Annotated in this window: 29 protein-coding genes; 18 read left to right on the top strand and 11 right to left on the bottom strand. The window is 68.5% G+C overall.

All coding sequences use genetic code 11. From position 1 onward, the window contains the following. Window positions 1–17: 17 nt before the first annotated feature. Complete coding sequence (locus ACIRRA_RS30300; protein ID WP_402775255.1) at window positions 18–1,001, top strand: ATP-binding protein; 984 nt, start codon at window positions 18–20, stop codon at window positions 999–1,001. An 81-nt stretch (window positions 1,002–1,082) separates the two neighbouring features. Here the strand turns inward: ACIRRA_RS30300 and ACIRRA_RS30295 are convergent, their stop codons facing one another. Both ACIRRA_RS30295 and ACIRRA_RS30290 read right to left on the bottom strand, forming a co-directional pair. After that, window positions 1,083–2,282 carry a hypothetical protein gene (locus tag ACIRRA_RS30295; protein ID WP_402775098.1) on the bottom strand — a complete coding sequence of 400 codons (1,200 nt, stop codon included), beginning with the start codon at window positions 2,280–2,282 and terminating at the stop codon, window positions 1,083–1,085. Window positions 2,283–2,568: 286 nt separating this feature from the next. Next, window positions 2,569–3,489, bottom strand: a complete 921-nt coding sequence (locus ACIRRA_RS30290) for a TIGR03619 family F420-dependent LLM class oxidoreductase (RefSeq protein WP_402775095.1) — start codon at window positions 3,487–3,489, stop codon at window positions 2,569–2,571. A gap of 42 nt (window positions 3,490–3,531) precedes the next feature. Here ACIRRA_RS30290 and ACIRRA_RS30285 point away from each other — a divergent pair, with 42 nt between their 5' ends. After that, entirely contained in the window at window positions 3,532–4,089 is a 558-nt protein-coding gene (locus ACIRRA_RS30285; RefSeq protein WP_402775093.1) for a sugar O-acetyltransferase, read from the top strand. 18 nt (window positions 4,090–4,107) lie between these two features. Here ACIRRA_RS30285 and ACIRRA_RS30280 read toward each other — a convergent pair whose 3' ends face one another. From ACIRRA_RS30280 to ACIRRA_RS30270, 3 genes are all read right to left on the bottom strand, one after another. Beyond that, window positions 4,108–4,944 carry an SDR family NAD(P)-dependent oxidoreductase gene (locus ACIRRA_RS30280; RefSeq protein WP_402775090.1) on the bottom strand — a complete coding sequence of 279 codons (837 nt, stop codon included), beginning with the start codon at window positions 4,942–4,944 and terminating at the stop codon, window positions 4,108–4,110. Window positions 4,945–5,033: 89 nt separating this feature from the next. Continuing rightward, window positions 5,034–5,402, bottom strand: a complete 369-nt coding sequence (locus tag ACIRRA_RS30275; protein ID WP_402775087.1) for a hypothetical protein — start codon at window positions 5,400–5,402, stop codon at window positions 5,034–5,036. Between the two features lie 39 nt (window positions 5,403–5,441). After that, complete coding sequence (locus ACIRRA_RS30270) at window positions 5,442–6,227, bottom strand: DeoR/GlpR family DNA-binding transcription regulator (RefSeq protein ID WP_402775084.1); 786 nt, start codon at window positions 6,225–6,227, stop codon at window positions 5,442–5,444. A 131-nt stretch (window positions 6,228–6,358) separates the two neighbouring features. On the opposite strand from ACIRRA_RS30270, the gene ACIRRA_RS30265 reads away from it, so the two are divergent. The 4 genes from ACIRRA_RS30265 (at window position 6,359) to ACIRRA_RS30250 (ending at window position 9,285) form a co-directional block, all read left to right on the top strand. After that, window positions 6,359–7,150: a helix-turn-helix domain-containing protein gene (locus ACIRRA_RS30265; protein WP_402775081.1), complete on the top strand. Its 792-nt coding sequence runs from the start codon at window positions 6,359–6,361 to the stop codon at window positions 7,148–7,150. A gap of 63 nt (window positions 7,151–7,213) precedes the next feature. Further along, window positions 7,214–8,065 carry a fructosamine kinase family protein gene (locus ACIRRA_RS30260; protein ID WP_402775078.1) on the top strand — a complete coding sequence of 284 codons (852 nt, stop codon included), beginning with the start codon at window positions 7,214–7,216 and terminating at the stop codon, window positions 8,063–8,065. Window positions 8,066–8,196: 131 nt separating this feature from the next. Further along, window positions 8,197–8,583 carry a VOC family protein gene (locus ACIRRA_RS30255; protein ID WP_402775075.1) on the top strand — a complete coding sequence of 129 codons (387 nt, stop codon included), beginning with the start codon at window positions 8,197–8,199 and terminating at the stop codon, window positions 8,581–8,583. A gap of 210 nt (window positions 8,584–8,793) precedes the next feature. Beyond that, window positions 8,794–9,285 carry a peptidylprolyl isomerase gene (locus tag ACIRRA_RS30250; protein WP_402775072.1) on the top strand — a complete coding sequence of 164 codons (492 nt, stop codon included), beginning with the start codon at window positions 8,794–8,796 and terminating at the stop codon, window positions 9,283–9,285. 81 nt (window positions 9,286–9,366) lie between these two features. On the opposite strand, the gene ACIRRA_RS30245 is transcribed toward ACIRRA_RS30250, so the two are convergent. Together ACIRRA_RS30245 and ACIRRA_RS30240 are read right to left on the bottom strand one after the other, a co-directional pair. After that, window positions 9,367–9,861 carry a phosphoribosyltransferase gene (locus ACIRRA_RS30245; RefSeq protein WP_402775070.1) on the bottom strand — a complete coding sequence of 165 codons (495 nt, stop codon included), beginning with the start codon at window positions 9,859–9,861 and terminating at the stop codon, window positions 9,367–9,369. Between the two features lie 88 nt (window positions 9,862–9,949). Beyond that, entirely contained in the window at window positions 9,950–10,660 is a 711-nt protein-coding gene (locus tag ACIRRA_RS30240; RefSeq protein ID WP_402775067.1) for a metal-dependent hydrolase, read from the bottom strand. A 227-nt stretch (window positions 10,661–10,887) separates the two neighbouring features. Here ACIRRA_RS30240 and ACIRRA_RS30235 point away from each other — a divergent pair, with 227 nt between their 5' ends. After that, entirely contained in the window at window positions 10,888–11,634 is a 747-nt protein-coding gene (locus ACIRRA_RS30235; protein WP_402775064.1) for a hypothetical protein, read from the top strand. A gap of 43 nt (window positions 11,635–11,677) precedes the next feature. Here the strand turns inward: ACIRRA_RS30235 and ACIRRA_RS30230 are convergent, their stop codons facing one another. Then, a complete protein-coding gene (locus ACIRRA_RS30230) occupies window positions 11,678–12,529 on the bottom strand; it encodes an alpha/beta fold hydrolase (protein WP_402775062.1) in 852 nt (283 codons plus the stop codon). A 37-nt stretch (window positions 12,530–12,566) separates the two neighbouring features. Here ACIRRA_RS30230 and mmuM point away from each other — a divergent pair, with 37 nt between their 5' ends. The 7 genes from mmuM to ACIRRA_RS30195 all read left to right on the top strand — a co-directional run bounded on the left by mmuM (window position 12,567) and on the right by ACIRRA_RS30195 (window position 17,819). Further along, complete coding sequence (mmuM, locus tag ACIRRA_RS30225) at window positions 12,567–13,466, top strand: homocysteine S-methyltransferase (protein ID WP_402775059.1); 900 nt, start codon at window positions 12,567–12,569, stop codon at window positions 13,464–13,466. 238 nt (window positions 13,467–13,704) lie between these two features. Continuing rightward, a complete protein-coding gene (locus ACIRRA_RS30220) occupies window positions 13,705–13,968 on the top strand; it encodes a hypothetical protein (RefSeq protein WP_402775056.1) in 264 nt (87 codons plus the stop codon). Continuing rightward, entirely contained in the window at window positions 13,965–15,188 is a 1,224-nt protein-coding gene (locus ACIRRA_RS30215; protein ID WP_402775053.1) for an FAD:protein FMN transferase, read from the top strand. The genes ACIRRA_RS30220 and ACIRRA_RS30215 overlap by 4 nt, the downstream gene beginning before the upstream one ends. Window positions 15,189–15,246: 58 nt before the next feature. Continuing rightward, a complete protein-coding gene (locus ACIRRA_RS30210) occupies window positions 15,247–15,816 on the top strand; it encodes an iron reductase (RefSeq protein ID WP_402775050.1) in 570 nt (189 codons plus the stop codon). Continuing rightward, window positions 15,813–17,045, top strand: a complete 1,233-nt coding sequence (locus ACIRRA_RS30205) for an NADH-ubiquinone oxidoreductase-F iron-sulfur binding region domain-containing protein (protein ID WP_402775048.1) — start codon at window positions 15,813–15,815, stop codon at window positions 17,043–17,045. The genes ACIRRA_RS30210 and ACIRRA_RS30205 overlap by 4 nt, the downstream gene beginning before the upstream one ends. Further along, a complete protein-coding gene (locus ACIRRA_RS30200; protein WP_379380697.1) occupies window positions 17,042–17,260 on the top strand; it encodes a ferredoxin in 219 nt (72 codons plus the stop codon). Before ACIRRA_RS30205 ends, ACIRRA_RS30200 begins: the two co-directional genes overlap by 4 nt. A gap of 31 nt (window positions 17,261–17,291) precedes the next feature. Beyond that, window positions 17,292–17,819 (top strand): hypothetical protein, encoded by a 528-nt coding sequence (locus tag ACIRRA_RS30195; RefSeq protein ID WP_402775045.1) that lies wholly within the window; start codon window positions 17,292–17,294, stop codon window positions 17,817–17,819. A gap of 84 nt (window positions 17,820–17,903) precedes the next feature. Here ACIRRA_RS30195 and katG read toward each other — a convergent pair whose 3' ends face one another. Together katG and ACIRRA_RS30185 are read right to left on the bottom strand one after the other, a co-directional pair. Then, the gene (gene katG, locus ACIRRA_RS30190; RefSeq protein WP_402775043.1) at window positions 17,904–20,111 is read right to left on the bottom strand and encodes a catalase/peroxidase HPI; all 2,208 of its coding nucleotides are present in this window, start codon (window positions 20,109–20,111) and stop codon (window positions 17,904–17,906) included. Window positions 20,112–20,163: 52 nt separating this feature from the next. Beyond that, window positions 20,164–20,577: a Fur family transcriptional regulator gene (locus tag ACIRRA_RS30185; RefSeq protein WP_402775253.1), complete on the bottom strand. Its 414-nt coding sequence runs from the start codon at window positions 20,575–20,577 to the stop codon at window positions 20,164–20,166. A 289-nt stretch (window positions 20,578–20,866) separates the two neighbouring features. Here ACIRRA_RS30185 and ACIRRA_RS30180 point away from each other — a divergent pair, with 289 nt between their 5' ends. The 3 genes from ACIRRA_RS30180 to ACIRRA_RS30170 all read left to right on the top strand — a co-directional run bounded on the left by ACIRRA_RS30180 (window position 20,867) and on the right by ACIRRA_RS30170 (window position 22,727). Beyond that, window positions 20,867–21,316 (top strand): DUF4232 domain-containing protein, encoded by a 450-nt coding sequence (locus ACIRRA_RS30180; RefSeq protein WP_402775250.1) that lies wholly within the window; start codon window positions 20,867–20,869, stop codon window positions 21,314–21,316. Window positions 21,317–22,120: 804 nt separating this feature from the next. Further along, window positions 22,121–22,420: a hypothetical protein gene (locus tag ACIRRA_RS30175; protein WP_402775041.1), complete on the top strand. Its 300-nt coding sequence runs from the start codon at window positions 22,121–22,123 to the stop codon at window positions 22,418–22,420. Beyond that, on the top strand, window positions 22,413–22,727 hold the full coding sequence (locus tag ACIRRA_RS30170) for a hypothetical protein (protein ID WP_402775039.1): 315 nt from the start codon (window positions 22,413–22,415) through the stop codon (window positions 22,725–22,727). Before ACIRRA_RS30175 ends, ACIRRA_RS30170 begins: the two co-directional genes overlap by 8 nt. Window positions 22,728–23,187: 460 nt before the next feature. On the opposite strand, the gene ACIRRA_RS30165 is transcribed toward ACIRRA_RS30170, so the two are convergent. Then, window positions 23,188–23,538 carry a hypothetical protein gene (locus tag ACIRRA_RS30165; RefSeq protein WP_402775036.1) on the bottom strand — a complete coding sequence of 117 codons (351 nt, stop codon included), beginning with the start codon at window positions 23,536–23,538 and terminating at the stop codon, window positions 23,188–23,190. 679 nt (window positions 23,539–24,217) lie between these two features. On the opposite strand from ACIRRA_RS30165, the gene ACIRRA_RS30160 reads away from it, so the two are divergent. Next, the gene (locus ACIRRA_RS30160; protein WP_402775033.1) at window positions 24,218–25,525 is read left to right on the top strand and encodes an NAD(P)/FAD-dependent oxidoreductase; all 1,308 of its coding nucleotides are present in this window, start codon (window positions 24,218–24,220) and stop codon (window positions 25,523–25,525) included. The last annotated feature ends 4 nt before the right edge of the window (window positions 25,526–25,529 follow it).

The raw sequence follows: 25,529 nt of genomic DNA, 5'->3' as shown, positions 1-25,529 counted from the left end.
ATCGGGCGGCGGCGTGGATGCCGCGGCCGCTGGACCGGGTGCGGTCGATCAAGCTGAAGCTGGCCATCCTCATGGTCGGCTCGGGCGCGGTCGCGTTCGGGTTCTTCGCCTCACGCATCGGATGGCTGCCGCCGCGCACCACCATCGCGGCCACGCTGCTCGCGCTGCTCTTCTCGCAGGCACTCGCCCACGGCATGACCCTGCCGCTGCGGGAGATGACCGCCGCCGCCAAACGCATGGCGCAGGGGGACTATTCGCGACGGGTGCGCGCCACCTCCCGGGACGAGGTGGGGCAGCTGGCGGCGGCGTTCAATCAGATGGCCGCCGATCTGGCCGCCGCCGATCAGCAACGGCGCGAGTTCATCGCCAATGTGTCACACGAACTGCGCACCCCCATCGCGGCGCTGGGGGCGGTGCTGGAGAACCTGGTCGACGGTGTGGCCGAACCCGATCCGGCGACCCTGCGCACCGCCCTCGCCCAGACCGAGCGGCTGAGCCTGCTGGTGTCGGAGCTGCTGGCACTGTCGAGCGTCGAGGCGGGCGCGGTGGCGCTGGACCGCGAACCCGTCGCCGTGGAGCCGCTGCTGAAAGAGGTCGTCGCCGAAGCGGAGGTGATGGCGGCCGCGGTCGACCGGCCCGTCCGCTTCACCATCGTCACCGCCCCCGATGTCACCGTGCACGCCGATCGTGCCCGCCTGCACCAGGTCCTGCTCAATCTCCTGGACAACGCCACCCGTCACGGACCCGCCAGCGGTGAGGTCCGCATCCACGCCCACGCCGACCGCGCCGGCACTGTCATCGATATCTCCGACGACGGCCCCGGCATCCCGATCACCGACCGGGCCCGCGTCTTCGAACGCTTCACCCGCGGCGGCCGCGCCACCGGCGGCGGCACCGGTCTCGGCCTGGCCATCGCCCGCTGGATCGTCGACCTGCACGGCGGCACCATCGCCGTCGCCGCCCCCGGCTCCCGCATCCGCATCACCCTCCCCGCGTCCTGACCCTCGCCCCATATTCGTGGCAGGGCTGGAACTACGCGCGTGCCACGCCCCGTCGCTGATCAGCAGCCGAAGCCGAGGTGATCAGGAGCCGAAGCTGACCGGGGTCCAGGTGCGCCCCGCGTCCTGGGTGGCGAGCATCGTCGTGGCCAGGTGCTTGGACCCGGTTTGCGACATGATCACGAAACCGGTTGTCTCGGTGACGAAATGGCCCGAGCTCTCGCGCCAGCCCCGGGCGGGTGCGCGGTAGGTCGTGGTCCATGTTGCGCCGCCGTCGGCCGAGGTGAGCAGGTGGTCGTCGAGAGCGGCGACCAGATGGGTGGGGTCGGCGGGGATGAGCGCGGCACCGGCAGACAGCGTCGGCGACAGCTGCCCGGTCTCGGTGAAGGTGGCTCCGCCGTCGGTGGAGGTCATGAGCTGGGTGGCGGTGCCGCCGTCGGAGTACGGGCCGGATCGGCCACACAGTGCGATGAGCCGCTTCTCGGAGAAGGGGTGCCAGTCGGCGGGACCATTGCCGCCGCAGGGCAGTTTCCACGGTGTCCAGGTGCCGTCGACCGATCGGGCACCATCCTCGCCCCGGTTGGCGACGACCATCCAGGCCCGGCTGCCGAGAACGGCGACAGCGGCCGAGGGGTCCGGGCCGCCGCTGCCGGGTACCGGGATCTCGGTGGGACCGGTCCATGCATCACGGGTGAGGGGGCTGGTGAACAACACCGTCCGTTCACCGGGCTGCACGGTGGCGATGTACACGCTGTCGTCGGAAATCGTGAACGACCAGGCGTTGACGACCGGATCGATGTCGAGATCGATCTCGCGCCAGGTCTTTCCGCCGTCGTGGGTGGCGAACAGCTTGTCGCCGGCCCGGATCCAGCCATTGCGGGCGTCGGCGAACTTCAGCCAAGGGCCCTTGGACCCGGGATCGCGCAGCGGGGCCGGGAGCGGGGCCTGCTGCCATGTCTGCCCACCGTCGGTGGTGTGCTGCAGCGCCAGGCACGGTTCACTCGTGCACGGATAGGTCCGGCCCAGCACCCAGCCTTCGTCGGCGGAGATGAAGGTGATCGAATCCGGTTGGAAGCCGACCGGATCCGGCGCTGCGGCCTCGGTGGTGCCGGGCGGCATCGAGGCCGGCCCGGTGGTCGCGGGGGCCGTCGTCGTGTCGGTCGTCGCCGAGTCCGGGCCGCTCTCACCGGTTTTGATGGTGAGCGCCGCGACCACCCCCGCCGCCAGGACCGGTACTCCGACTCCGACGACTCCGGCCAGCACGACCGGATTCCGCAACCCCACCGGCCCGGACTCCCTTCAGCACATCGCCGGGGCCGGTGTTCCGGGCGGTCGCCCGGCGGCCCTGCGGCACAACGGGATCGAGTATGCCCGGTGGACGCCCGATTCGCCCACCCGGCTCAGGTCTCGCCCGAACCGGCTCGATCGCCGGCGCGCCGGGCGGCCAGTGGGCAGAGATATCGCCGATGAGCTGGCAGGGGACCGGCGCATCCGGCAGTGCCGAGCGGATGGCGGCGCGCCGCTGCCAGAGGGCGGCACGGGTCGCGGCGGGCCGGACCGCGCGGCCGGTTCAGCCGCGCAGCCGGGCCAACAGCTGCAGGGCGGCGTCGAGCATGCCGTCGAGGGAGTCCGTGACGTAGAGCAGGTCGATGAAGAAGTCGTCGAAACCGGTGTCGGCGGCGACCTTCTCGATGGTGGCGGCCACGAGTTCGAGGTCGGTGCCCGCGGCGACGTTCACCCGCAGCACGGTGCCGATGTCCTTCGGATCGCGGCCCGCGGCGACCGCGGCCTCGTCGATGACGCCGCGCAGCTTCAGCAGCTGCCGACCCCAGGCGGGCGGGCCCGGCACCGGCACCACGGGCAGCCAGCCGTCGGCGCGGCGGCCGATGCGAGCCAGTCCGGCCGGGCTGAACGCGCCCAGATAGATCGGCGGCCGCGGCCGCTGCACGGGCTTGAGCTCGCTGCGATGTTCGGGCACCGACACATAGCGGCCGCGATATCCGGCGGGGTCGGTGGTCCAGATGGCTTCCAGCGCATCGAGGGTCTCATCCAGCCGCGCGCCGCGATGGGTGAAGGGGACCTCGGCGGCCTCGTACTCCTCCGGCGACCACCCGATGCCGAAGCCGGGAATCAGCCGGCCGTTGCTGACCACGTCGACCGTGGTGAGCGCGCGGGCCAGCTGCGCGGGCCGATACAGCGGCGCGATCAGCACATTCGCGCCGAGGGCGACCCGCTCGGTCACCGCGGCCGCAATCCCGAGCAGCAGCAGCGGGTCGAGCACCGAGTTGAACTCGTCGGGGATGGTGTCCTTGCCCGCGTAGCCGACCTTCGGGTTGGTGGCGGCGATGAGCCGCTCACCCACCCAGAGACTGTCGGCGCCCGCCTGCTCCAGCGTGGTGGCGTAGTGCGCCACCCGCGCGCCCTCGCGGGCCTGTGAACCATGCTGAGGAAGAGCGAAGCCGATTTTCACCCTTTCGGTGATACCAGACACGCGATCACATCCGGCCGGGGGATCGCGGACAGGATGGGCGGGATGGGAGAACACAAGGACCGCATGCTCGCCGGAGAGCCGTACCGCGACAACGACCCCGAACTCGTCGCCGAACGTCTCCGCTGCCAGGGGTTGCTCGACCGGTTCAACGCCACCCGCGCCGGTCAGGACGTCCAGCGTCGAAGCATCCTCGATGAGCTGCTCGGCGAGATCGGGGAGGGGTCCTGGATCATGCCGCGCTTCCAATGCGACTACGGGTCTCTGATCCGATTGGGGCGCAACAGTTTCCTCAACTACGACGCCATCGTCATGGACTGTGCGCCGATCACCATCGGCGACGATGTCTCGATCGGGCCGCGCGCCCAGCTGCTCACCGCCCTGCACCCGATGGACGATCACGCGCTGCGCCGGGACCGCTGGGAGACGGCCGCGCCCATCGCCATCGGCGACAATGTATGGCTCGGCGGTGGGGTCATCGTCTGCCCGGGAGTGAGCATCGGCCCGAACGCAGTGGTCGGGGCGGGTAGCGTCGTCACCCGCGACCTGCCCGAAAAGGTGTTCGCCGCAGGCAATCCCGCGCGGGTGATCAGGACGCTGTGAAGCCGGTCCGGCGCGACTTCATTCGGGCAGGCCGGCCAGTTCGGCGCACAACCGGTGCAGGCGGGTGGCGGCCGCGTCGTCCTGGGCGACGGGGGAGGGCGCCTTGACACGGTTGCGCTCGAAGTAGCAGCCGGATACCGAGGAGACGTCGGGGTTGGTCGCCAGGTAGGTGAGGGTCTGCGCGGCCGTGTCGGCGTCGGTCATGAACAGGCGTTTGCCGAGTGCCAGCGCGGGCCGGGCGAACCAGGGTGCGGCGTCCCAGATGCCCGTGGCGACGACCCCCGGGTGGAAGGCGTTGGCGGTCACCCGGGTTCCGTCCAGCCGCCGGGCCAAGTCGCGCGTGTAGAGGATGTTGGCGAGCTTGGCGCGGCCGTAGGCGGTGGCGCCGCTGTATCCGTAGCGCATTTGCAGGTTCTCGAAGTCGAGGGCATTGCCGTACTGCATGACCGACGAGGTGAACAGGATCCGCGCCGGGGCACTGTGACGCAGCAGATCCAGCAGCAGTTCGGTGAGCAGGAATCCGGCGAGATGGTTCACCGCGAAGGTGGCCTCCAGGCCGTCCCCGGTTTCGGTGCGCGACATGTGGAATGCGCCCGCATTGTTGGCCAGCACGTCGAGCCGGTCGTATCGAGCGGCGACGGTGCCCGCAAGCAGCCGTACAGCATCCAGGGAGGAGAGGTCGCATTCGATGGCATCGACCGGAGCGGTCGCGGTCGCACGCACCAGTTCGGTAGCGGCGCTGAGCTTTCCGGGATTGCGGCCGACCAGGATGACACGGTGACCGGCCGTCGCGAGCTGCCCCGCCGCCGCCAACCCGATGCCCGACGTGGCCCCCGTGATCAGCATGGTCTTCATGCCCGGCCAGCCTGCCACACCCCGGTCACACTGTCGCGACACACCGAGCCGTGCCTCCTGATCCGAACCGCTGTCCGACTTCGGGCCGGTCAGACCGCGGCGGGAATCTCGCTCAGGCTCAGATAGATTCGTTTGCCCTCCGCGCGCGCCTGCGCCACCATCCGATCGGCGCCCTCGGACGGACCGCCGACGCGCAGCACCGCGTCACAGCGGGAGAGCAGCTGCTCGGCGACGGGATGGAAGATCTCGTCGTAGAGCGGGTCACCCGGGCGCGTACTGCCGGCGGTCTCGAGCAGCGGCAGCGCCAGTGCCTCACCGGTGACCGGGAGGTGCCCGGCGCGGAAGAGGGTCAGGGCCGTCTCGTTCATGGCGCGCACATTCGCCGCCAACTTGACCGGATCATCACCGGTACCCGAGCGGTACGGGCCCGCGACCAGGATCATCTGAGAATTCGACACGGTAGCTCCTTCGATCATCGGTTCATACGCCAATTCGGTTCACGCCGTATGGAGGACGACGCCCGCCTCACGCAGGGCATCGAGGGTCTGCGGTCCGGCCGGATGGATCGCCGGGTCGGACGCGGAGCGGTCGGTGACGAAGTCGTGCGCCGCGCCCAGCGCGGCCACCTGGCTGAAGGCCCGCACCCCGAGCTTGGTCGCATCAGCGACCGCCAGCACCCGGGCCGACTGGGCGATCCCGGCCTGCTTGACCGCGGCATCGTCGAGACAGAACTCCGACCAGCCGTACTCGGCATGCACCCCGCCGATCGACATCACGAACACGTCGAATGCGAGCGACTCCACAGCCCGCAAAGCCAAGGGGCCGACCAGGGATTGCTCACCCGGCCGGGAACGCCCACCCGCCACCAGCAACTCGATCCCGGGCCGGTCGGCCAGACACACAGCCGTCTGCAGGCTCAACGCGGTCACCGTCAACGGGCCGCGCTCGGCCAGCGCCCGAGCCACATGCACGGTCGTCGTGCCCGCGTCCAGCAGCACCCGCGACCCGAGGGGGATGAGGTCCGCGACGGCTGCGCCCAGCCGATCCTTGGTCGCGGCCGACCAGCCCGCGCGATCGGCGAACCCGCCTGCCTCGGTCCGCGCCCGCGTCGCCACCGCCCCGCCGTGCACTCGCCGCACCAGCCCGCGCTGCTCGAGCGCGTCCAGGTCGCGGCGCACGGTCATCTCCGAAACACCGAGGCGCTGCGCCAATTCCGCCACTGCCGCCCGCTCAGCGCCCTGCACCAGGCGCAGCGTCACATCCAATCGTTCACCGGCATCCACCCCACATTTCTAACATAGGCGTGTGAGAATGAACAGATATAGTTTCGATCTGGTGGGTTGCTCTCCAGGTGCGGAGACGATTACCTGCCGAGTAATGGATTGCGGTGGTTGATCATTCGTACGATCGCCTCATGGCGACACTCACGGCAGGCGACCTACTCCGGCACTGGCGCACTACCCGGCGGCTCAGCCAGCTCGAACTCGCCGGCCGCGCCGAAACCTCGACCCGCCACCTCAGCTTCATCGAAACCGGCCGCGCCACCCCCAGCCGCCAGATGCTGCTGCACCTCTCCGACGAACTCGACATCCCCCTGCGGGAACGCAACCGTATGCTCCTGGCCGCCGGATACGCCCCCGTCTACGCCGAACCCGAACTCGACACCCCCGCCATGCAATCCGTCCGCGACGCCCTCCGTCGGATTCTCACCGGCCTCGAACCCCACCCCGCCCTTGCCATCGACGCGAACTGGACCATGGTCGACGCCAACGCCGGTATCGGACTGTTCCTCGACGGCATCGACCCCGCCCTGCTGGCGCCGCCCGTCAACGCCCTGCGCCTGACCCTGCACCCCGACGGCGTCGCCGCCCGCATCATCAACCTCGCCGAATGGCGTGGCCACCTCTTCGAACGCCTGCAACGCCAGATCGAGGTGACCGGATCGCCCGAACTCGCCGCGCTGCTCGACGAATTGCGCGCCTACCCCGGCGGCGAAGAATCACCCGGCCTGCCCGAACCCGACCAGGCCGTCGTCCCCCTGCGCGTGCGGCTCGACGGCCACGAACTCGCATTCCTCAGCGTCACCACGGTTTTCGGCACACCCATGAACGTCACCGTCGCCGAACTCGCCATCGAAGCCTTCCTCCCCGCCGATGCGGCCACGGCCGCCCACCTCCGCGACCGCCTCACCGTCCCGGGAACCTGACCCCACAACCCGATCCAACTTGTCGGTCCGCGCGGGCCGGTCGATACCCCACAATGAGATTCCATGGACGTGCCCGCGCACCTCACCCACCTCACCGGCGCACCCATCACCCGCATCGACCACCTCGGTCACCGCCACGCCTGGACCCTCCACCGCGCCCACACCGCCGAAGGCCGCACCCTCTTCGTCAAAGCCATCCAGAACGGCACCGCCTCCGCCGTCCTCACCGCCGAAGCTGCCGGCCTCCGCTGGCTGGCCGCCGGCCACCCCACTCTCGTCCCACCCATCGTCGCCGCCGACCCCCACATGCTCGTCCTGTCCTGGCAGCCACCCGAACCCGCCACCCCCACCGCCGCCGAACACCTCGGCCGCGACCTCGCCACCCTCCACGCCGCCACCCCGCCCACCTACGGCGCCCCCTGGGACGGCTACATCGCCACCCTTCCCCTGAACAACACCCCGACCACCGGCGACTGGGGCCCCTGGTACGCCGAACATCGCCTGGCCCCCTACATTTCCGCAGCAGCCCCCGAACTCGGCCGCGACGGCACCCGCCTCCTCGACCACGTCATGGACCGCATCGACGACCTCGCCGGCCCACCCGAGCCCCCCGCCCGCATCCACGGCGACCTCTGGTCGGGCAACATCTTGTGGTCGGGCGGCCGCGCCGTCCTCATCGACCCGGCCGCGCACGGCGGGCACCGGGAGACGGATCTGGCCATGCTTGCCTTGTTCGGTGCACCCCACCTCGACCGCATCCTGGCCGCCTACCAGGAAGTCACCCCCTCGAGTTCAGGCTGGCGACAACGGATCCCACTCCATCAACTACACCCGTTACTGGTGCATGTGGTGCTGTTCGGCGGCTCGTATCGCGGAATGCTGCTGGCTGCAGCAGCCTCGGCGCTGGCAGGCTAGCTGTGCGCCTGTGTTGGGGCAATGAGGCCCGGGTGCAGGCGGTGGGAGTCCCACGGTGACCCAGTACCACCGCCCGGCCGCCCCTCCCTGCCGTCGTCGTCACGGAGGGGCTGTCGGCTAGCGTCGGGGGAGTGGAGCTACTGCGGATTCATCATGTCGCGATCATTGCCTCGGACTATGAGCGGTCGAAGGCGTTCTATACCGAGGTGCTGGGATTGCGGGTGATTGCCGAGAACTATCGGGCCGAAAGATGTTCGTACAAGCTGGATCTCGCGTTGCCCGATGGTGGGCAGGTGGAATTGTTCTCGTTTCCGGAACCACCGGCGCGGCCGTCGAGACCTGAAGCTGCCGGGTTGCGGCATCTGGCGTTCCTGGTGGCGGATGTGGGGGCCGCGGTGGCCGAGCTGCGAGGCAGGGGAGTGGCGGTGGAGGAGGTGCGGATTGATGAATACACGGGGAAGCGGTTCGTGTTCTTCGCCGATCCGGATGGTCTACCGCTGGAGCTGTATGAAGGCTGAGGTCAGGGCCTCCGTCAGAGGCCATCCAATCGAACATCAAGAAATGGAAATATGCGCATCTATGCATGTTGCCTTATTTCAAACAAACCCCGACACTCACGACCGCGCACATCTTCCTGACCAGACCCATCACCACCCAACCTCGAAGAGGGGGGCGGCTATTCGATGCCGCTCGGTCGCCGGGTTGGGGGCTCCCATACGATGGTTCACATGACCAAAGTGCTCCTGAAGACCTCCGCCGGGGACATCACCCTGGAACTAGACGAGGCCAAGGCACCCAAGACCGTCGCCAACTTCGTCGACTACGTCAAGGCGGGCCACTACGCGGACACCGTCTTCCACCGGGTGATCCCGAACTTCATGATCCAGGGTGGCGGCCTGACCGCCGACATGCAGCAGAAGGCTGCCAAGCAGACCGTCGAGAACGAGGCCGCCAACGGCCTCAAGAACGACAAGTACACCGTCGCCATGGCGCGCACCTCGGCCCCGCACTCGGCCAGCGCGCAGTTCTTCATCAACACCAGCAACAACGCCTTCCTGAACTACCCGGGCCAGGACGGCTTCGGCTACGCGGTGTTCGGCAAGGTTGTCGATGGCGCGGCCGTCGTGGACGCCATCGAGGGTGTGCGCACCGGCAACAAGGCCGGCCACCAGGATGTGCCGGTCGAGCCGATCACCATCCTGTCCGCCGAACTGATCTGATCAGTCCCTGCGGCATCGGAACGAACGGCCCGGAACCGAATGGTTCCGGGCCGTTGTCGTTGCCGCGTAGCGGGTTTCGGGTCAGGCGTCGAGGACGCGGGCCTCGCGTTTGACCACGGGCGGGAGCACGGACCAGGGGAAGTTGATCCACTTGTCGGTGCGTTTCCATACGTATTCGCAGTCGACCTCGGAGTGCGGCTTCTGGTAGATGACCGCGCAGCGCACCTCGGCGACGTGGTGGGAGCAGAAGTCGCGCACGAGTTTCAGGGTCTTGCCGGTGTCGGCGACGTCGTCGGCGACCAGGACGGTCGCTCCGGTGAGGTCGACGGCGCTGGGGACGGGCGGCAGCATGACCGGCATGGCGAGGCGCTGGTCGACGCCGGTGTAGAACTCCACGTTCATGACGTGGAGGTTCTTGACGTCGAGGGCGTAGCCGAGGGCGCCGGCGACGAAGAGCCCGCCGCGGGCGATCGACAGGATGAGGTCGGGTTCGAAGCCGTCGTCGGCGATGGCCTGGGATAGTTCGCGGCTGGCGTCCCCGAACAGCTCCCAGCTCAGTTCCTCGCGATCGCTCATGCCCGACTCCGTTCTGCCTGCCGCGGTGGTCTTCGGATCATACGAACCGAGTTTGCCGGTCGTTGCCCGGTCCGGCGACCCGTTGGGCTCACGGATGGTGGGTGAGGGTGTACCAGAGCAGGGCGAGGGTGCCGAGGGCGAAGAGGGGGACCAGCACCATGGTCTCCATCTTGTTGCCGGTGTGGTCGATGATCGGGATGCGGGTGCGGATCTTGAGTGGCCACAGCAGCCGGCAGCCGCGGTCGGTGAGGCAGTCGCCGATGAGGTGGGCGAGGGCGCCGAGTCCGACGGAGAAGGGCAGCCAGGCGGGTTTGTCGCTGATCCAGTGGTCGATGGCGAAGGTGCCGCAGACGGCGAGGATGACGACGGTGCCCCAGGATTTGAGTCCGTCACCGGTGGGCGCGAAGCCGAGCGCCTTGATGGCGAGGGCGAGCAGGAAGAACACCAGCGAGAGCGTGAAGTAGCGGCCGAGCAGGTGTTCCCCGGCCCAGGTGCCGTAGGTGACGGCGGCGACGAAGGCGAAGGAGTGGGTGCCGTGGCGGTGGCCGCCGGAGATCCACGAGATGAACTTGCACGCGTAGTGCGAGATCGGCCCCAGCACATGGGAAATGGTGCCGGAGGGGTGATCGGCGTCGGGCAGCAGCGCGGCGCCCGCGGTGAGGAAGGTGCCCATCACCAGATCGACGGAGCCGATGGCCCCGGATTGCACTGCGGGGTAGGTCAAGACGGTGAACGGTAGCGCCGCGGCCGCCGCCGACCAGGCGAGTGCGCCGCTGGTCGCATGTGAATGTCCTAGCACCGCTTGAAGGTTAGCGGATGTAACCGACAGGTCTTTCCGGTCGCATGGTGCGGTGAGGAACCTTGCTGGGCAGCGGATTCCGGGAGGGCGAGGCAAATATGTTTCAGGACAGTCGGTTTGGTGCGCGGAGTGCTCTCCCGGTCGCATTCGGGTGGCCCGTGTGCGGCCGGTCGGCGGCCTGAAATAGTCTCGGATCGATTGCGCTTTCCGCTCAGAGAGGAACGGACATGTCGGTAGCGTCCGCGGTGAAGGATCAGATCCAGCAGATCGGTGGGGGATTCATGTTCTCCCGGGAAGCCCGAGCCTTCGCCGACAGCACCGGTGTCCCCGGCTTCATGCCCGGCTACACCCGCGGTCGCGCCGGCGTCCTGGGTGATGTGGACGCCGATGTGGTGACCGCGGCCTTCGGTTTCTTCCGTCCCGAGGCGATCCGGGAGGCATGGGAGGCCACGGCCTCGACTCCGGCCGCGGCAGGCGCCGAGGGATATCTGACGGCGTGCCAGGACTTCGGCCGCCGGAAGCTGGCCTCCTTGGAGGACTCCGGGCGCCTGGCCGAGCTGCTACAGCGGGTGGTGGCGGCCGCGAATCCGGTGGGCGCGCCGCTGTTCGCGGGCTGGCGTGCCCTGCCGCAGGCCGAGGACTCGCCGGGCCTGGTGCTGCAGCTGATCCATGTACTGCGGGAATTGCGTGGCGGCCTGCACCTTGTCGGTGTGCTGGGTAGTGGGCTGACCCCGTTGCAGGCGGTGCTGATCGCGGGCTCGCCGCTGAAGGCGGGACCGGATCAGGCCCGCAATTTCGGCTGGCCGGAGCCATTCGACGAGATCACCGCGGAGCTGAAGGGCCGTTGGATGCAGGCGGAGTCGATCACCGAGGATCTGATCGCGCCCGCGTTCGCGGTCCTCGACGAGAAGGAGGGCGAGGAGCTGGTGACGCTGCTGAACGCCTGCCAGTCGGCGGTGTTCGGCGGCCGCTGACCCGCCGCCCGGGTGGGCCGGTGAGCCCACCCGGGAATCCTGTTCAGCGGTGCAGGAATTCGAGGGTGACGCGTTCGAAGGCCTCCTTGGCCTCGTACATCACCCAGTGTCCGCACTTGGGGAACACGTGCAGCTCGGCGTTGGGGATCTGCCGCAGCGGGATGAGCGCCATATCGGTGGGGCATTGGCGGTCGTCGGCGCCCCAGGTCATCAGCACCGGGCTCTTGATCTTGTGCAGCATGGACCAGTAGGGCGGGGTGGGGGAGTTGTCCAGGAACTGCTGTTGCAGCGCAAGCGCTTCGGATCCGTACATGGCCCGGAGGCTGGCCTGGGCCGCTGGTTCGGTCGCGGCGGCCCAGCGTTCCTCGATGATGCTGTCGGTGATCATCTTGGAGTCGTAGATCATGCAGCGCAGCCAGCGCTCCAGGCCCTCGCGGCTGGGGTGGTCGGCGAATTCCGACAGCAGGCGGGTGCCCTCGCTGGGGTTGGCGGCCAGCAGGCTGTGGCCGACACCGCCGATGGCGACGATCTTCTCGACCCGCTGCGGGTGGTGCATGGCGACATTCACCGCGACGACGCCGCCCATCGAGTTGCCGATCATGGCTGCGGAGTCGATGTTCAGCGCGTCCATGAAGCGGGCGACGGAGTCGACGGCGGTGAGGACCGGGTGCCCGGGGACCGGGTCGCTGACGCCGAAGCCCGGGAATTCCAGGACGTAGCAGTGGAAGTGGTCGGCGTAGAAGCCGAGGTTGTCGCGGAAGTTGCGCCAGCCGTTGACGCCGATTCCGGAGCCGTGCAGCAGAATCAGGGGAGGACCGTCGCCGGCCTCGTGGTAGCGCAGGACGCCCTTGTCGGTGGCGATTTCGCGTCGGGTGTTCTCATAGGTGACATCCACGCGACCCACAGTAGAACAGGTTTCATTTTGGAGGCCGATGGCGGAGTTCGGAATCCCGGTGGGCGAGGTGACGGTCACCGACGGTGGAGTGGCGACCGCGCTCGAAGCGCGCGGGCACGATCTGTCCGACGCGCTGTGGTCGGCGCGACTGCTCGTGGACGCGCCCGACGAGATCCGAGCCGTGCACACCGCGTTCTTCCGGGCCGGCGCGGTCATAGCGACCACCGCGAGTTACCAGGCCTCGTTCGGGGGATTCGCGGCGCGCGGGATCGATCGTGAGCAGACCGCCCGGTTGCTGCGGCGCAGTGTCGAGCTCGCGCGCACGGCGCGGGACGAGATCGACGACGGCCGTGAACGCTGGATCGCCGCCTCGATCGGCCCCTACGGTGCGGCCCTGGCCGACGGTTCCGAATACCGTGGCCGCTACGGGCTTTCCCTGACCGAGCTGAAGCGCTGGCACCTGCCGCGGCTGGCAGTGCTCGCTGATTCCGGGGCGGATGTGCTTGCGCTGGAGACGATTCCGGATATCGACGAGGCGGAGGCGCTGGCCGGGCTGCTCGACGGCAGTGGTGTGCCCGCCTGGCTGAGCTACACCATCGACGGCGACCGGACCCGGGCCGGGCAGCCGCTGCGGGACGCGTTCGCGATCGCCGCCGGAGTTCCGGAGATCGTTGCGGTGGGGGTGAACTGCTGTGCGCCGGACGATGTCGCGGCGGCGATCGCTCTGGCCCGGGAGGTGACGGGGAAGCCGGTGATCGTCTATCCGAACAGCGGGGAGACGTGGGACGCCGTGCGGCGGTGCTGGACGGGGGAGGCGCGGTTCCCGGCCGGCCTGGCGGGGGAGTGGGCGGGGCTGGGTGCGGCCATCGTCGGTGGATGCTGCCGGGTGCTGCCCGCCGATATCGAGCGGCTCGCCGCGGTCGTCGCCGCAGGTTAGGCGGCAGCCGCCCAGGTCGGCCCAATGATGAATGCCCACATGCAGACATGTGCATGTACAGACGGTGTTTGCATATGGCGAACAACAACAAGAACAGCCAGGACAGGGCAGCGTCGGCTCCCGGCGTATTCGCAGCATCCAGGGCCCTGCTTCACAGCGCTCTCACAGTGCCGGTTCGCATGCTGAGGTTCGAGCCCATGCCGGGAGCACCGGGTGATCCGAGCGAACAGGAGTCAGCATGCCGTCACATCCGAGTCTGCGGGCCGGGCGCACCGCAACCGCGACCCTGCTCGCCGTGACCGCGGCGGGCACGCTCACCGCGACCGCGCTGGCCTACGTCGACAACCACGCCAGTCTCCAGAGCGGCGGCAGCGCAACCCAATCCGTCACCCCGGATGCCACTGCGGCCTCCGGCGGGACTCCAGCGAACGCCACCACTGCCCCCACGCCGGCGCTGCGCTCGGGTACCGGTCGCGTCCATGCCGGATCGAGCGGCTCGTGATCGCCGCCCTCGACCGCATGGCCTCGTCCGAATGGCCGGTGTGGAGCACCACCGCGCGCGTGGTCGTCACCGACCCGGCGGCGCTGCGCCCGGCGCGCACCCTGATCCGCGCCCACCTCGCCGAGGTCGACGCCGCCTGCAGCCGGTTCCGTCCCGACTCCGAGATCAGCCGCCTGGCGCGGGCCGCCGGGCAGCCGGTGCGCATCGGTGCGCTGCTTGCCGGACATCTGAATGCCGCGCTCGCAGCCGCCCGCGAGACCAACGGAGATCTCGATCCCACGATCGGTACCTCGCTGATTGCCCTGGGTTACGACCGTGACTTCACCCTGCTGCTCCCGGGCTCGGGCGCCCGGGTGGCCGCGGACCATCCGGACGCGGGCGCGCGGAAGTCTGATTCGCACACCGCGATCCGTGACGTCGAGGGCGCGGTCACCAGTCACGAAGTAGGTCTCTCCGGGCTGGGCGGCCGGACCGAGCGTCCTGGCGTACCTGGCAACGTGCCGCTGGAAGGCCATCACGGGGACGGTGGTGTGGCAATGCAGGTGACGCCGGGGGCCACCGGGGGTGAGACCGGAGTCGGCGGGCGTGGCCAGGGGCCTGATGGGCTGCGGGTGCCCGTGGTACTCACAGTCCGTCCGGACTGGACGCATGTCAGGTTGGATGGCGATCTGGTGAGCGTGCCCGCCGGGGTGCTGCTCGATCTGGGCGCGACCGCGAAAGCGCTTGCCGCCGACCATTGCGCGCAGCTGGTCGCCGATCGGCTGGGCTGTGGCGTGCTGGTGAGTCTGGGCGGTGACATCGCCACCGCGGGCCCCGCCCCGGCGGACGGCTGGCAGGTGTTGGTCGAGGATCGCCCCGGTGAACCTCGTTCTCGCATAGCCCTTCCCGCGGGTGCGGCACTGGCCACGTCGAGCACGCTGCGCCGACGCTGGTGGCGGGGCGGCAGGCTGGTGCATCACATCGTCGACCCGCGCACCGGAGTCGCCGCCGATCCGGTGTGGCGGACGGTGTCGGTCGCCGCCGGGTCCTGCCTGGCCGCCAATATCGCCGCTACGGCGACCGTCGTTCGTGGCCGTGACGCGCTGACGGGGTTGCGTGGCAGTGGTCTTCCGTCGCGGCTGGTGAGTCGTGACGGTGAGGTCATCACCTTGTGTGGGTGGCCACGGGCCGCGTCCGGTGACGACGAGCCCGGAACCGGGGAGAACGGAACCGAATCATGAACCGACGGAATCGAATCGTGAACTGGCCGACGCGGGCGTCCCGGGGCGGTGAATGCTGATGGGGCAGGCGGGGTTCGACGAGGCGTTGTGGGCGTTCGGGCGGGGGACGGGGGTCATGGCGCTGGTGGTGCTGACGGTGGCGGTGGTGGCCGGTATCGTCGCGCGATCGGGGCGGGTCATCGTGTTGCCGCGGGCCGGGATGGCGGTGTTTCATCGCGGCGCGGCGTTGACCGCGGTCGGGTTGGTGGCCGGGCATGTGGCGAGCTTGCTGGCCGATCCGTGGGCGCAGTTGCGGCTGGTGGACGTGGTGGTGCCGTTCGGCGGGGCGTATCGGCCGATGTGGGTCGGGTTCGGCACGGTGGCCGTGGATCTGCTCGCCGCGGTGACGGTGTCGGGTCTGTTGCGGCATCGGATCGGGCCGCATGTGTTTCGCGCCGTGCACTGGGCGACGTATGCGCTGTGGCCGGTGGCGCTGATCCACGCGCTCGGGGCCGGGACCGATGTGTTCCGGCCGTGGCTGGCGGCGGTGCTGGTGGCCTGTGCGGTCGCGGTGGTGGCCGCGGCGGGCTGGCGGATCAGCCGGGGATTCACCGAGATCGGTGTGGCGGCCGGGCAGGTGGCCCGATGAACGGCGTCGAATGGGGGCGCCGCCGCGCGGTGGCGGTGCGCAGGCTGCTGGCCGCGCCGAGGGCTGACCTGGCTGCCCACGAGGCCACGCATGGGCGGTTGCCCGCTGTCACACGGGAGCTGATCGATGCGGTGGCGGCCTCGGGGCTGCGCGGGCGCGGCGGCGCGGGGTTCCCGGTGGCGCGCAAGCTGGCGGCGGTGGCCGGCGGGCGTCGCCCGATCGTGGTCGCCAATGGTGCGGAGGGGGAGCCCGACAGCCACAAGGATGCCGTGTTGCTCACTCGCGCACCGCATCTGGTGCTGGACGGCCTGGTCGCGGCGGCGGCCGCGGTCGGGAGCCGCGACTGTCGGGTCCATGCGCCGGAGGCGGTGCTGGAACCGCTGCGGCGGGCGCTGGCGGAACGGCGGATGGCCGGGTACCGCGAACCGGTGATCGAACTGACCGCTGCCGCCGACACTTTCCTGGCGGGGGAGAAGTCGGCGGTCGTGAATCGCCTGTCCGGACGCGAGGCGCTCCCGGCCGATCAGGTGGTCTCCACGTCCCGCTCGGGCGTGGGTGGTCGCCCGACGCTGGTTCACAATGTCGAGACGCTGGCCCAGATGGCGTTGATCGCCCGGCACGGCCCGTCGTGGTTCCGTTCGGTCGGTGTCCGGGAGGAGCCGGGCACGATGCTGATCAGCTTGTCGGGGACCAGAATCGCGGGTGTTTTCGAGGTAGCGGCCGGTGCCGAGTTGCCGGAGGTGGTCGCCGGTCTCGGCGGCACCGACCCGGCCCGGGTGCGTGCGGTGCTGATCGGCGGCTGGCATGGCACCTGGATTTCCGGGTCGGCCCTGCCCGGAGCCGCGTTGTCGGCGCAGGGTCTACGGCATCTGCATGCCGTCCCGGGCGCGGGGGTGGTCCGGGTACTGCCTCACGGTGAGTGCGGGTTGCGTGTCACCGCCGAGATCGCCGGCTACCTCGCCGCTCAGAGTGCCGGGCAGTGTGGTCCGTGCCGCAACGGGTTGCCCACCCTTGCAACCCGATTCGAGCAGCTGGTCGACGGAGTCGGCGATCCCGCCGAGATCGCACGGGTGGCCCGGCTGGTCGAGGGCAGGGGAGCCTGCCATCACCCCGACGGGACTGCGCGCATGGTGCGGTCGGCGCTGGAGGTGTTCGCCGACGAGGTGGCTCGGCATCGGCGCGGTCACTGTATAGCGGCTGCGCCGGCCCGGACAGGAGCATTGCGATGAGCGAACCGCTTCGCCTGCACATCGATTGGACCCGCTGCGACGGCCGGGGCGTGTGCAGTGAACTGCTGCCCGGCACCTTCGCCCGCGACGACTGGGGGTTCCCGCTGACCCGCGATCACCGCGATCCGGTGCTCGAGCGCGCGGATCTGCCCGCCGCTCGCGATGCGGTGCGGCTGTGCCCGCGCCTGGCTTTACGGTTGCTGCCGCTGGCATGATCGGGGGTCGACAGCGTCGGAAGGGGAGAGCATGGCTACGGCGACGATGGGCCGAATCCAGCGGCTGCGCGGTCTCATCGAGCATCCGCGTACCGGGCAGGCGGAGCGGGCGGCCGCGCAGCGCATGCTGGACCGGTTGCTGAGCAAGACCGGCGGGGAAGCGCACCGGACCGCAGACCGCACCTACGGTGCGCGCCACGATCGTCCCGGCCGACACGCGAGCCTGTCCCGCATCGCCGACATGATCGGCGAGGACATCGCCCTGGCCCGGATTCTCGCCCTCCCCGACGGCGATGGCGACCTCGCTACCCGCAGCGCCCTGCGCGATGCCCCCGACCGGCTCACCTACACCGTTGAAACCCCTTACGACGCAGGCATTCTCATCACGGTCGGCAATATCCCACCCGGGTGGGCCACCGGCCCCGACAGCTTCGACACTCCGGCGCTGCGTGCGCTGGTCGAGGAACTGACCGACCTGATGAACGCCTACAACCACGATGGCACCGACATCTCCCGCCGCTTCCTCGGTCGCGTCCGCACCGAGACGTCCGCCGGTTAGCCTGCTTCGCCGGTCGCCGAAACGCACGATGCCCCCGAACCGGTCGGTTCGGGGGCATCGTCCTACTGGTTCAGACGGTCGTCATCACGCCAGGTCGAAGCGGTCCAGCTCCATGACCTTGGTCCAGGCGGCCACGAAGTCGTTGACGAACTTCTGCTTGGAGTCGTCCTCGGCGTACACCTCGGCCAGGGCCCGCAGCTGCGAGTTCGAGCCGAACACCAGGTCGACGCGGGAACCGGTCCACACGGTCTTGCCGGTGGCGCGGTCCTTGCCCTCGTAGGTGCCGTCATCGGCGGACGACGGGCCCCACTTGGTGGACATGTCGAGCAGGTTCACGAAGAAGTCCGTGGTGAGCGCGCCCGGCTTGTCGGTGAACACGCCCAGCTGCGAACCCTGGTGGTTCGCACCCAGCACGCGCAGACCACCGACGAGGACGGTCATCTCCGGCGCCGACAGAGTCAGCAGGTTGGCCTTGTCGAGCAGCAGGTACTCCGCCGGGATGCGGGTGCCCTTGCCGACATAGTTGCGGAAACCATCGGCGGCCGGCTCGAGCGCGGAGAAGGACTCCACGTCGGTCAGCTCCTGAGTGGCGTCGCCACGGCCCGCGCGGAACGGCACCTCGACATCGAAACCGGCGGCCTTGGCGCCCTGCTCGACGCCGACGTTACCGGCCAGCACCACCAGGTCGGCGAAGGAGACCGGCTTGCCGAAGGACTCCTGGATGCCCTCGAGCACCCGGATGACCTGCGCCAGCTCGTCGGGCTGGTTGACCTCCCACCCGGCCTGCGGCTGCAGGCGGATGCGGCCACCGTTGGCACCGCCGCGCATGTCCGAACCGCGGAACGACGAGGCCGCCGCCCACGCGGTCGACACCAGCTGCGCCACCGTCAGACCCGACTCCGCGATCTTGGCCTTCAGCGTCGCGACATCGGCGGCGTCGACGAGCTCATGCTCGACGGCCGGGATCGGGTCCTGCCACAGCAGGGTCTCGGCCGGCACCTCGGGGCCCAGGTAGCGGACCTTGGGACCCATGTCACGGTGGATCAGCTTGTACCAGGCCTTGGCGAACTCCTCGGCCAGCTCTTCGGGGTGGTCGAGCCAGCGGCGAGTGATCTGCTCGTAGACCGGGTCGATCCGCAGCGACAGATCGGTGGTCAGCATGGTCGGCGGGTGCTTCTTGGACCCGTCGAACGCGTCGGGGATGATCTCCTCGGCGTTCTTGGCGACATACTGGTGCGCACCGGCGGGCGAGGCGGACAGCTCCCACTCGTAGCCGTAGAGGGTCTCCAGGAAGGAGTTGTCCCACTTGGTCGGGGTCGGGGTCCAGGTGACCTCGATGCCGGAGGTGATGGCGTCCTTGCCGACACCGGTGCCGAACGTGGACTTCCAGCCCAGGCCCTGCTGCTCGAGCGGGGCGGCCTCGGGCTCGGGACCGACATTGTCGGCCGGGCCCGCACCGTGGGTCTTACCGAAGGTGTGGCCACCCACGATGAGCGCCGCGGTTTCGACGTCGTTCATGGCCATCCGGCGGAAGGTCTCGCGGATGTCGACGGCCGCGGCCAGCGGATCCGGGTTGCCGTTGGGGCCTTCGGGATTGACGTAGATCAGACCCATCTGGACCGCGGCGAGCGGGTTCTCGAGGTCACGCTCGCCGGTGTAGCGGGCGTCGCCGAGCCACTCGGTCTCCGGACCCCAGTACACGTCCTGCTCGGGCTCCCACTGGTCGACGCGGCCGCCACCGAAGCCGAACGTCTGGAAGCCCATGTCCTCGAGGGCGACATTGCCGGCGTAGACGATGAGGTCGGCCCACGACAGCTTCTTGCCGTACTTCTTCTTCACCGGCCACAGCAGACGCCGCGCCTTGTCGAGGGAGGCGTTGTCGGGCCACGAGTTCAGCGGAGCGAACCGCTGCATGCCGGCACCGGCTCCACCGCGGCCGTCGTTGATGCGGTAGGTGCCCGCGGCGTGCCAGGACATGCGGATGAAGAACGGGCCGTAGTGGCCGAAATCGGCCGGCCACCAGTCCTGCGAGGTCCGCATGACCTCGACGATGTCCTGCTTGACCGCGGCCAGGTCCAGGGTCTTGAACTCGGCGGCGTAGTCGTAACCCTCGTCCATGGGGTTGGCGACGGCCGGGTTCTTCTGCAGGATGCTCAGGTTCAGCTGGTTGGGCCACCACTGACGGTTGGCGTTACCGCCCTCGGCCGGGTCGTTGAGCCGGCCGTGTGCGACGGGGCAGCCACCGGCGGGTTCGGTATTGGCTTCACCGATGGGCGGGTGTTCATCAGGCACGGTGTGTCCTTTCAGTGAGTGATCATCGGGCTGTCGGCCACGATTGTGGCCGCTACTTGTCTTGTGTCGCAGCAGTTTTGGAGCATTCGGGGCACAGGCCCCAGTAGATGACCTCGGCCTCGTCGAGCGCGAAACCGTTGTCGTCGGAGGCGGTCAGGCAGGGCGCGTCGCCCACGGCGCAATCGACATCGGCGATCACGCCGCACGACCGGCACACCACATGGTGATGGTTGTCCCCGACGCGCGTCTCGTACAACGCCACGGACCCCATCGGCTGAATCCGGCGAATCAGCCCTGCACTGGTCAGAGCCTTCAATACGTCGTACACCGCCTGATGCGAAACCCCGCCCAGCGTCTCGCGCACGAACCCGAGGATCGAGTCCGTATCCGAGTGCGGGTGAGTGTGCACCGCGGTCAGCACCGCCAGCCGCGGTGCGGTCACACGCAATGCGGCCCCGCGCAACATGCGCTCGAAATCCGTGGGCGTGGGCACAACCCGAAGTCTGCCCCTTTTTCTTGAATCAATCAAGTATTGATTCGATCGAGTCGCGAAAATTCGGTCTTGCGCGTCGCCCGCACACCGGGGGAGCAGCAGGCTCCGCCGGGGGCGACCGACAGGACCGGGTCGGGGCCCCAATTCCTGTGGCATGGGAAACCGCGGCGAAGTGTCAACGCCGCGACGAAGGTGGGCCGGAACAGGGAATTCCGGCCTGTTCCGGTGAATTATGCTGGACCGCAGCTGATTACGGGGGAGTATCGGTGTCGTTCGCGGGCGTAAGGGCGGCACCACACCCGCGAAGTGCGCCACCTCCCAGCTGGTCCTGGACAAGGGAGTCGGCGGCCCCGTGGGAGGGGACTGGTTCCTGAGATTCATCAACGTCAGTTCGACCAGCTGTGTCCTGCAGGGATTCCCCGGCGTCTCCCAAACCCTCGACGCGGCAGGCGATCCGGTCGGCGAACCCGCCGACCGCGACCAGGGCCCCCAAGCCCCGAAACCGGTCCCCGTCACCCTCGCCCCCAACGGCACCGCCCAATTCGAATTCATCACCTACCCCACACAGGTCAACGCCTGCGCCGCCCTGCGCACCAACACCCTGCGCGTCTACCCACCCGACAACACCGAATCCCTCTCCCTCCCATGGGACAGCCTCATCTGCCCCAGCCCCCAGCGCATGCTCATCGTCCGCGCCGTCCAGCCGATGTAGGACCCACACCCGGAACCGGTGTGAGTCCGGTCCTCTCACCGCTGCGTGCATGCCGGCCGCGGTCGGAATGGGCCCCGCGCTCCGACACACTGCATATGCAATCGCCTTCAGTTCGGCGTCGTCGGTCGGGGCGCACACCATCGGCGGCGCAACCGACACCGGCGACTGTGCCGCAGGGGGAGCGGGTGCCGAGGAGACGGACAGTGACCGGGTGGGGTGGGTGGCATGTACCGCGGGCCACCGGGATACGAGTGACAGGATGCTGCCCAGCGGAAGCCTCCACGGGATGCTCTGGGGCGGCAGGGGTGGCCCGCTGACGTTGCCGGATGGTTCAACTCGGCCTCGATGCACGGGGCTCGGGTCGGAGGCAGCGTCACGGACCCAGACAAGGCCCGTCAGTGCTTCAGCGTGTCGGTTTTCGAATTTCTTCGCCGAGAATCCTCGTCGGAGACGAGGCTGCGGTCAGGCCACCTCGACCGACTATTTCGTCAATGTGACGAAATAGATCTGAAGGGCGGTGGGCCGCCCCACCGGTTCCTTTGCATGACTGTTCGACGTCAAGGGCATGAACCACGCCCTGTCGAGACACCTCGGCGGTGGTGGCGATGCGCCCACCCCGTGCGTCCTCCCGCCGATCTTCGTTGAGCGCTAGGTCAGGATGCGGTGGGTCTGGGTCTATCTCCGATCCTGGCCGGACATCCTCCATGACCATATCGACCAGGGCGCAGCATGCCGTGGATGCGCAGCCGCCATGGTCCCGAAATCCACCGTCGAAGTCTGTCGTAGTCTGTAGTAGTCTCAGCTGTGGCGATTACATGGTATTGGGGATTGGCGCATCTGCTTGCCCAGTCCGGTATCGAGATCGACGATGTGTACGACATGCTCAGTGCGTGGCTGGCCGGCCAGCGGCAGATCTGGTTCATGCCCGCGGTCGACGATGCCACCGGCATCAAAGCTTCGATATTGGTTGGTAGAGCCGATGACGGCCAACCCTTGGTGATCTTGGCCCGCGTTGACGGCAAGGACATCTATATCGTCAACGCATTTCGACCGACGCCCGAGCTTGTCGCCGATTTCGAAAGATGGGAGTCCCGCCGTGACTGACTTCGAGAACATGACCCCTGCAGAGATCACCGCGCTCACCCAGCGGCTGATCTTCCATACCGATCAGGCACAGGAATTGCCTGCGGTCCACCATGGCGTGGATACGGGCGAAACACTGATTCCTCGCTCCGTCAAGCTGCCCGCGACCGTTGATCGTGCGTGCAAGGCTCGGGCCCAGGAACTCGGTCTCACGCAGTCCGCCTACATTCGGTCGCTGATCGAGAAGGATTTGTCCGGTGCGCCGGCGCGGCCTCTGACCACAGCCGATCTGCCGCTGATTCTGGAGTTCATCCGCAACGCGGCGTGAGTCCCACTCCGGCCTGCACAACGCAATGCTCACCTACGACACCGATCAGCTACTCGCCGCACCGGTCCCGCGGTTATCGCTTGCGGACACCGCCGAGTAGCCGCGGCGCGATGGCTGACCAGCCGTGGCGCACCGATCACTCTGCTACTCGACGTCGATGAGCCGATCCGGCGAACACATTGTCATCTTCTGGCCGGAACTCACCATCCGCGATACCTGAACACCACAGCAACTAGCTTGAGTTACCCGTGCGGTGAGGTCGCGACGCGGCGGGTTTGGATGCTTCCTGGCGGGGTGCGGGATGCCGGTTGGGGTGTCCTGGGGGTCTACCGGGTCCGGGTCGGGAGGGTTTCGGTGCACTGGCGGGGCAGGTGGTTTTCCCACGTAGGTGTCGAAACCCCCCGCCGGACGCGAGCCGGTGTAAGTCGTTGCGGGGCAGCGTGTTTCTCCGGCGGCCGCTTCAGGTCGGTGGTGAGGTCGCGGGCGAGGCGGAGCTGGGTGTAGGCGGCCGGTAGTAGCCAGGTCCAGCGGTCGGGTCGCGGGGTTTGAGGCTGGTCCAGCCGAGGGTCTGCTCGAGCATGCGGAAGGCGTGCTCGATATCGAACCGGCGAAGGAACGCCTGCCACAGCAGGTCGACCGCGGCGGCGTCGAGATCGACGCGGGAGTGCCACAGCCACACCGGTTTCGGGATTGCGCGCTGGGCAACCGTGCGACGTCGAGGCGGATCACGGGGCCCTCGATCACCGGCAATGGCCCAGACTGCGCAACCCGGGACGAGCAGTGAGCCGGACTGGGGTGCAAGCGATTCCATGATCTAGCGGTGGCCGGCCCGTAGAGGCGCGTCTCGGTCGTGGTGGTCACCGTCGGCTCGTCCCAGGTCGCCGGGTCGCCGCATCTGATGGTCCCGGGATGGCCGTACGGCACCGGGCCGTCCGCGCACCACCGAATCCGCCAGCCCGAACACCACATCCGCCCGTGCGGTCGGGCATCGATAGAACTCCTGCCGCAATGCCGACAGTTCCCCGAGTGCACCGGGCCCCATCGGCGTCATGCACATTGTTCATCGAAGCCCTTGGTTTCTGAGATTTGTTCTGTCGCAAGACAAATCATCGGCCAGGGGCTTCGTTCACCACGCTGATTCTCACACCGGCCTGCACCGTCGGCCACGGGATGCGCTGGTCGCACTGGCGACGTCGACATCGATACCGCGCCCGCCGCAGCCACTACCAGCGACGATCCCCACTGAGACCATGATCACGAAGTCCTGCTGGAGTACTAGAACGCGTTTCAGAGTTGTGCTACCGTCGTCGGCGTAGGGGTTGGGGATCGGTCAGAGGGAGTTTGACCGAAATAGACCACGGTGCCGTCCATTCCGGCGGCCCGCCTTACTTGCATGATTTCGCCTGTATGTTCTGGGGAGGGCATATGACTGATGTGTCATTGAATCCTATTTCGACTCCGAAGCAATAGCCCGCTGCGATTGTGTCATCGTGGATGGGAGGGGTCCTGTGGACTACGATGCGATTATTGTCGGCGCCGGCCCGGCCGGATGTGCCGCAGCGATTCTACTAGGGCGGAATGGATTACGCGTTGCCCTGCTCGAAAAGCACACGAACGCCAATGAATACAAGCGGCTGTGTACGCATTCGATTCGTTCGAGTGCCGTTCCTGCACTTCGCCGGCTCGGGTTGGAAGACGCTCTGGTCGCGGCCGGTGCCGTTGCGGCCGTGGACAATCACTGGACTCGATTCGGTTGGCTGACCGATCCGCTGTCCGCTGACCGGCCTGCGCACGGATACAACATTCGCAGGCAGGCCTTGGATCCATTGATGCGTGACCTCGCCGCGCGCACACCTGGTGTCGAACTGGTGCTCGGGGCGAAGGCCGTCGAACTGACCCGCGATCATCGGGGCCGGGTCGATGGCGTCCGGGTCGCGAGAAAAGGTGCGCTGGAGCGCTATTCGACATCTCTCGTGATCGGCGCCGACGGCTGGAAGTCCCGAATAGCGGACCTGGGTGGCCTGCCGGGCGTCGAGATCGCCAATCGCCGCTTCATCTATTTCGCGTATTTCACCGGTGTCGAGGTGCCGCCCGGGCAGGAGCTGCGCATGTGGCTGCTGGAACCGGACGCGCTGTCGGTCACCGTGAACGACGGCGGTGTCGTCGGTGTCGGCGGGCTGTTCGACAAGGAGTCGCTGGGCCTGTTCGACAGCGGAGATCGCGCCGAGACGCTGCTGCGGATGTTCGATGGGGTATCGGACGCTCCGGACTTCTCGACCGCCACGCGCATCAGCGAGGTCATCGGGACGCGCGACTATCCGAGCGTGCTGCGGAATCGCATCGCCGCACCCGGTGTCGCGCTCGTCGGTGACGCCGCCATGGTGGCGGATCCGCTGGTCGGAGCGGGGATCGGGTGGGCGCTCCAATCCGCGGAATGGTTGTGCGACGCGGTGTCGGGCCCCTTGCGGGCCGGTGCCGCCTCCGCCGTCGACACGGCCGCCCGCCGGTATCAGCGACAGCATCGCGCGCGATTGCTGCTGCATCAGCACGCCGCCATCGATTTCAGCCGGCGGCGCGAATTCTTCTGGGTACTGGCGGCGATCTACGCGGCCGCCACCGCGGACGCGGACGTCGCCGCGAGGTTCTTCGCCGTCGGCACCCGCAACCGTTCACCGCTGACGCTCTTGGCTCCGTCGACCCTGCTGAAGGTGGCCGCGATCAACGCGCGCCGACTGTGGTCGGGGCGAACCGCGGGCGCTCGGCAGGATCATTCCGCGCCGGAGTCGGCGCAGCACTAGCAAG

The sequence above is a fragment of the Nocardia sp. NPDC101769 genome (assembly GCF_044766925.1).
Classification (GTDB): domain Bacteria; phylum Actinomycetota; class Actinomycetes; order Mycobacteriales; family Mycobacteriaceae; genus Nocardia.
Note: the sequence above shows the minus strand (reverse complement) of the source record. Positions and strands in the feature narration are given on the sequence as shown.

Bases quoted from the DNA above. Each gene is read 5' to 3' on its own strand.
- ACIRRA_RS30300 (WP_402775255.1), top strand. From the start codon at position 18: ATGCCGCGGCCGCTGGACCGGGTGCGGTCGATCAAGCTGAAGCTGGCC.
- ACIRRA_RS30285 (WP_402775093.1), top strand. From the start codon at position 3,532: ATGGGAGAACACAAGGACCGCATGCTCGCCGGAGAGCCGTACCGCGAC.
- ACIRRA_RS30280 (WP_402775090.1), bottom strand. From the start codon at position 4,944: ATGAAGACCATGCTGATCACGGGGGCCACGTCGGGCATCGGGTTGGCG.
- ACIRRA_RS30265 (WP_402775081.1), top strand. From the start codon at position 6,359: ATGGCGACACTCACGGCAGGCGACCTACTCCGGCACTGGCGCACTACC.
- ACIRRA_RS30260 (WP_402775078.1), top strand. From the start codon at position 7,214: ATGGACGTGCCCGCGCACCTCACCCACCTCACCGGCGCACCCATCACC.
- ACIRRA_RS30250 (WP_402775072.1), top strand. From the start codon at position 8,794: ATGACCAAAGTGCTCCTGAAGACCTCCGCCGGGGACATCACCCTGGAA.
- ACIRRA_RS30245 (WP_402775070.1), bottom strand. From the start codon at position 9,861: ATGAGCGATCGCGAGGAACTGAGCTGGGAGCTGTTCGGGGACGCCAGC.
- ACIRRA_RS30235 (WP_402775064.1), top strand. From the start codon at position 10,888: ATGTCGGTAGCGTCCGCGGTGAAGGATCAGATCCAGCAGATCGGTGGG.
- mmuM (WP_402775059.1), top strand. From the start codon at position 12,567: ATGGCGGAGTTCGGAATCCCGGTGGGCGAGGTGACGGTCACCGACGGT.
- ACIRRA_RS30220 (WP_402775056.1), top strand. From the start codon at position 13,705: ATGCCGTCACATCCGAGTCTGCGGGCCGGGCGCACCGCAACCGCGACC.
- ACIRRA_RS30210 (WP_402775050.1), top strand. From the start codon at position 15,247: ATGGGGCAGGCGGGGTTCGACGAGGCGTTGTGGGCGTTCGGGCGGGGG.
- ACIRRA_RS30205 (WP_402775048.1), top strand. From the start codon at position 15,813: ATGAACGGCGTCGAATGGGGGCGCCGCCGCGCGGTGGCGGTGCGCAGG.
- ACIRRA_RS30200 (WP_379380697.1), top strand. From the start codon at position 17,042: ATGAGCGAACCGCTTCGCCTGCACATCGATTGGACCCGCTGCGACGGC.
- ACIRRA_RS30195 (WP_402775045.1), top strand. From the start codon at position 17,292: ATGGCTACGGCGACGATGGGCCGAATCCAGCGGCTGCGCGGTCTCATC.
- ACIRRA_RS30185 (WP_402775253.1), bottom strand. From the start codon at position 20,577: ATGTTGCGCGGGGCCGCATTGCGTGTGACCGCACCGCGGCTGGCGGTG.
- ACIRRA_RS30165 (WP_402775036.1), bottom strand. From the start codon at position 23,538: ATGGAATCGCTTGCACCCCAGTCCGGCTCACTGCTCGTCCCGGGTTGC.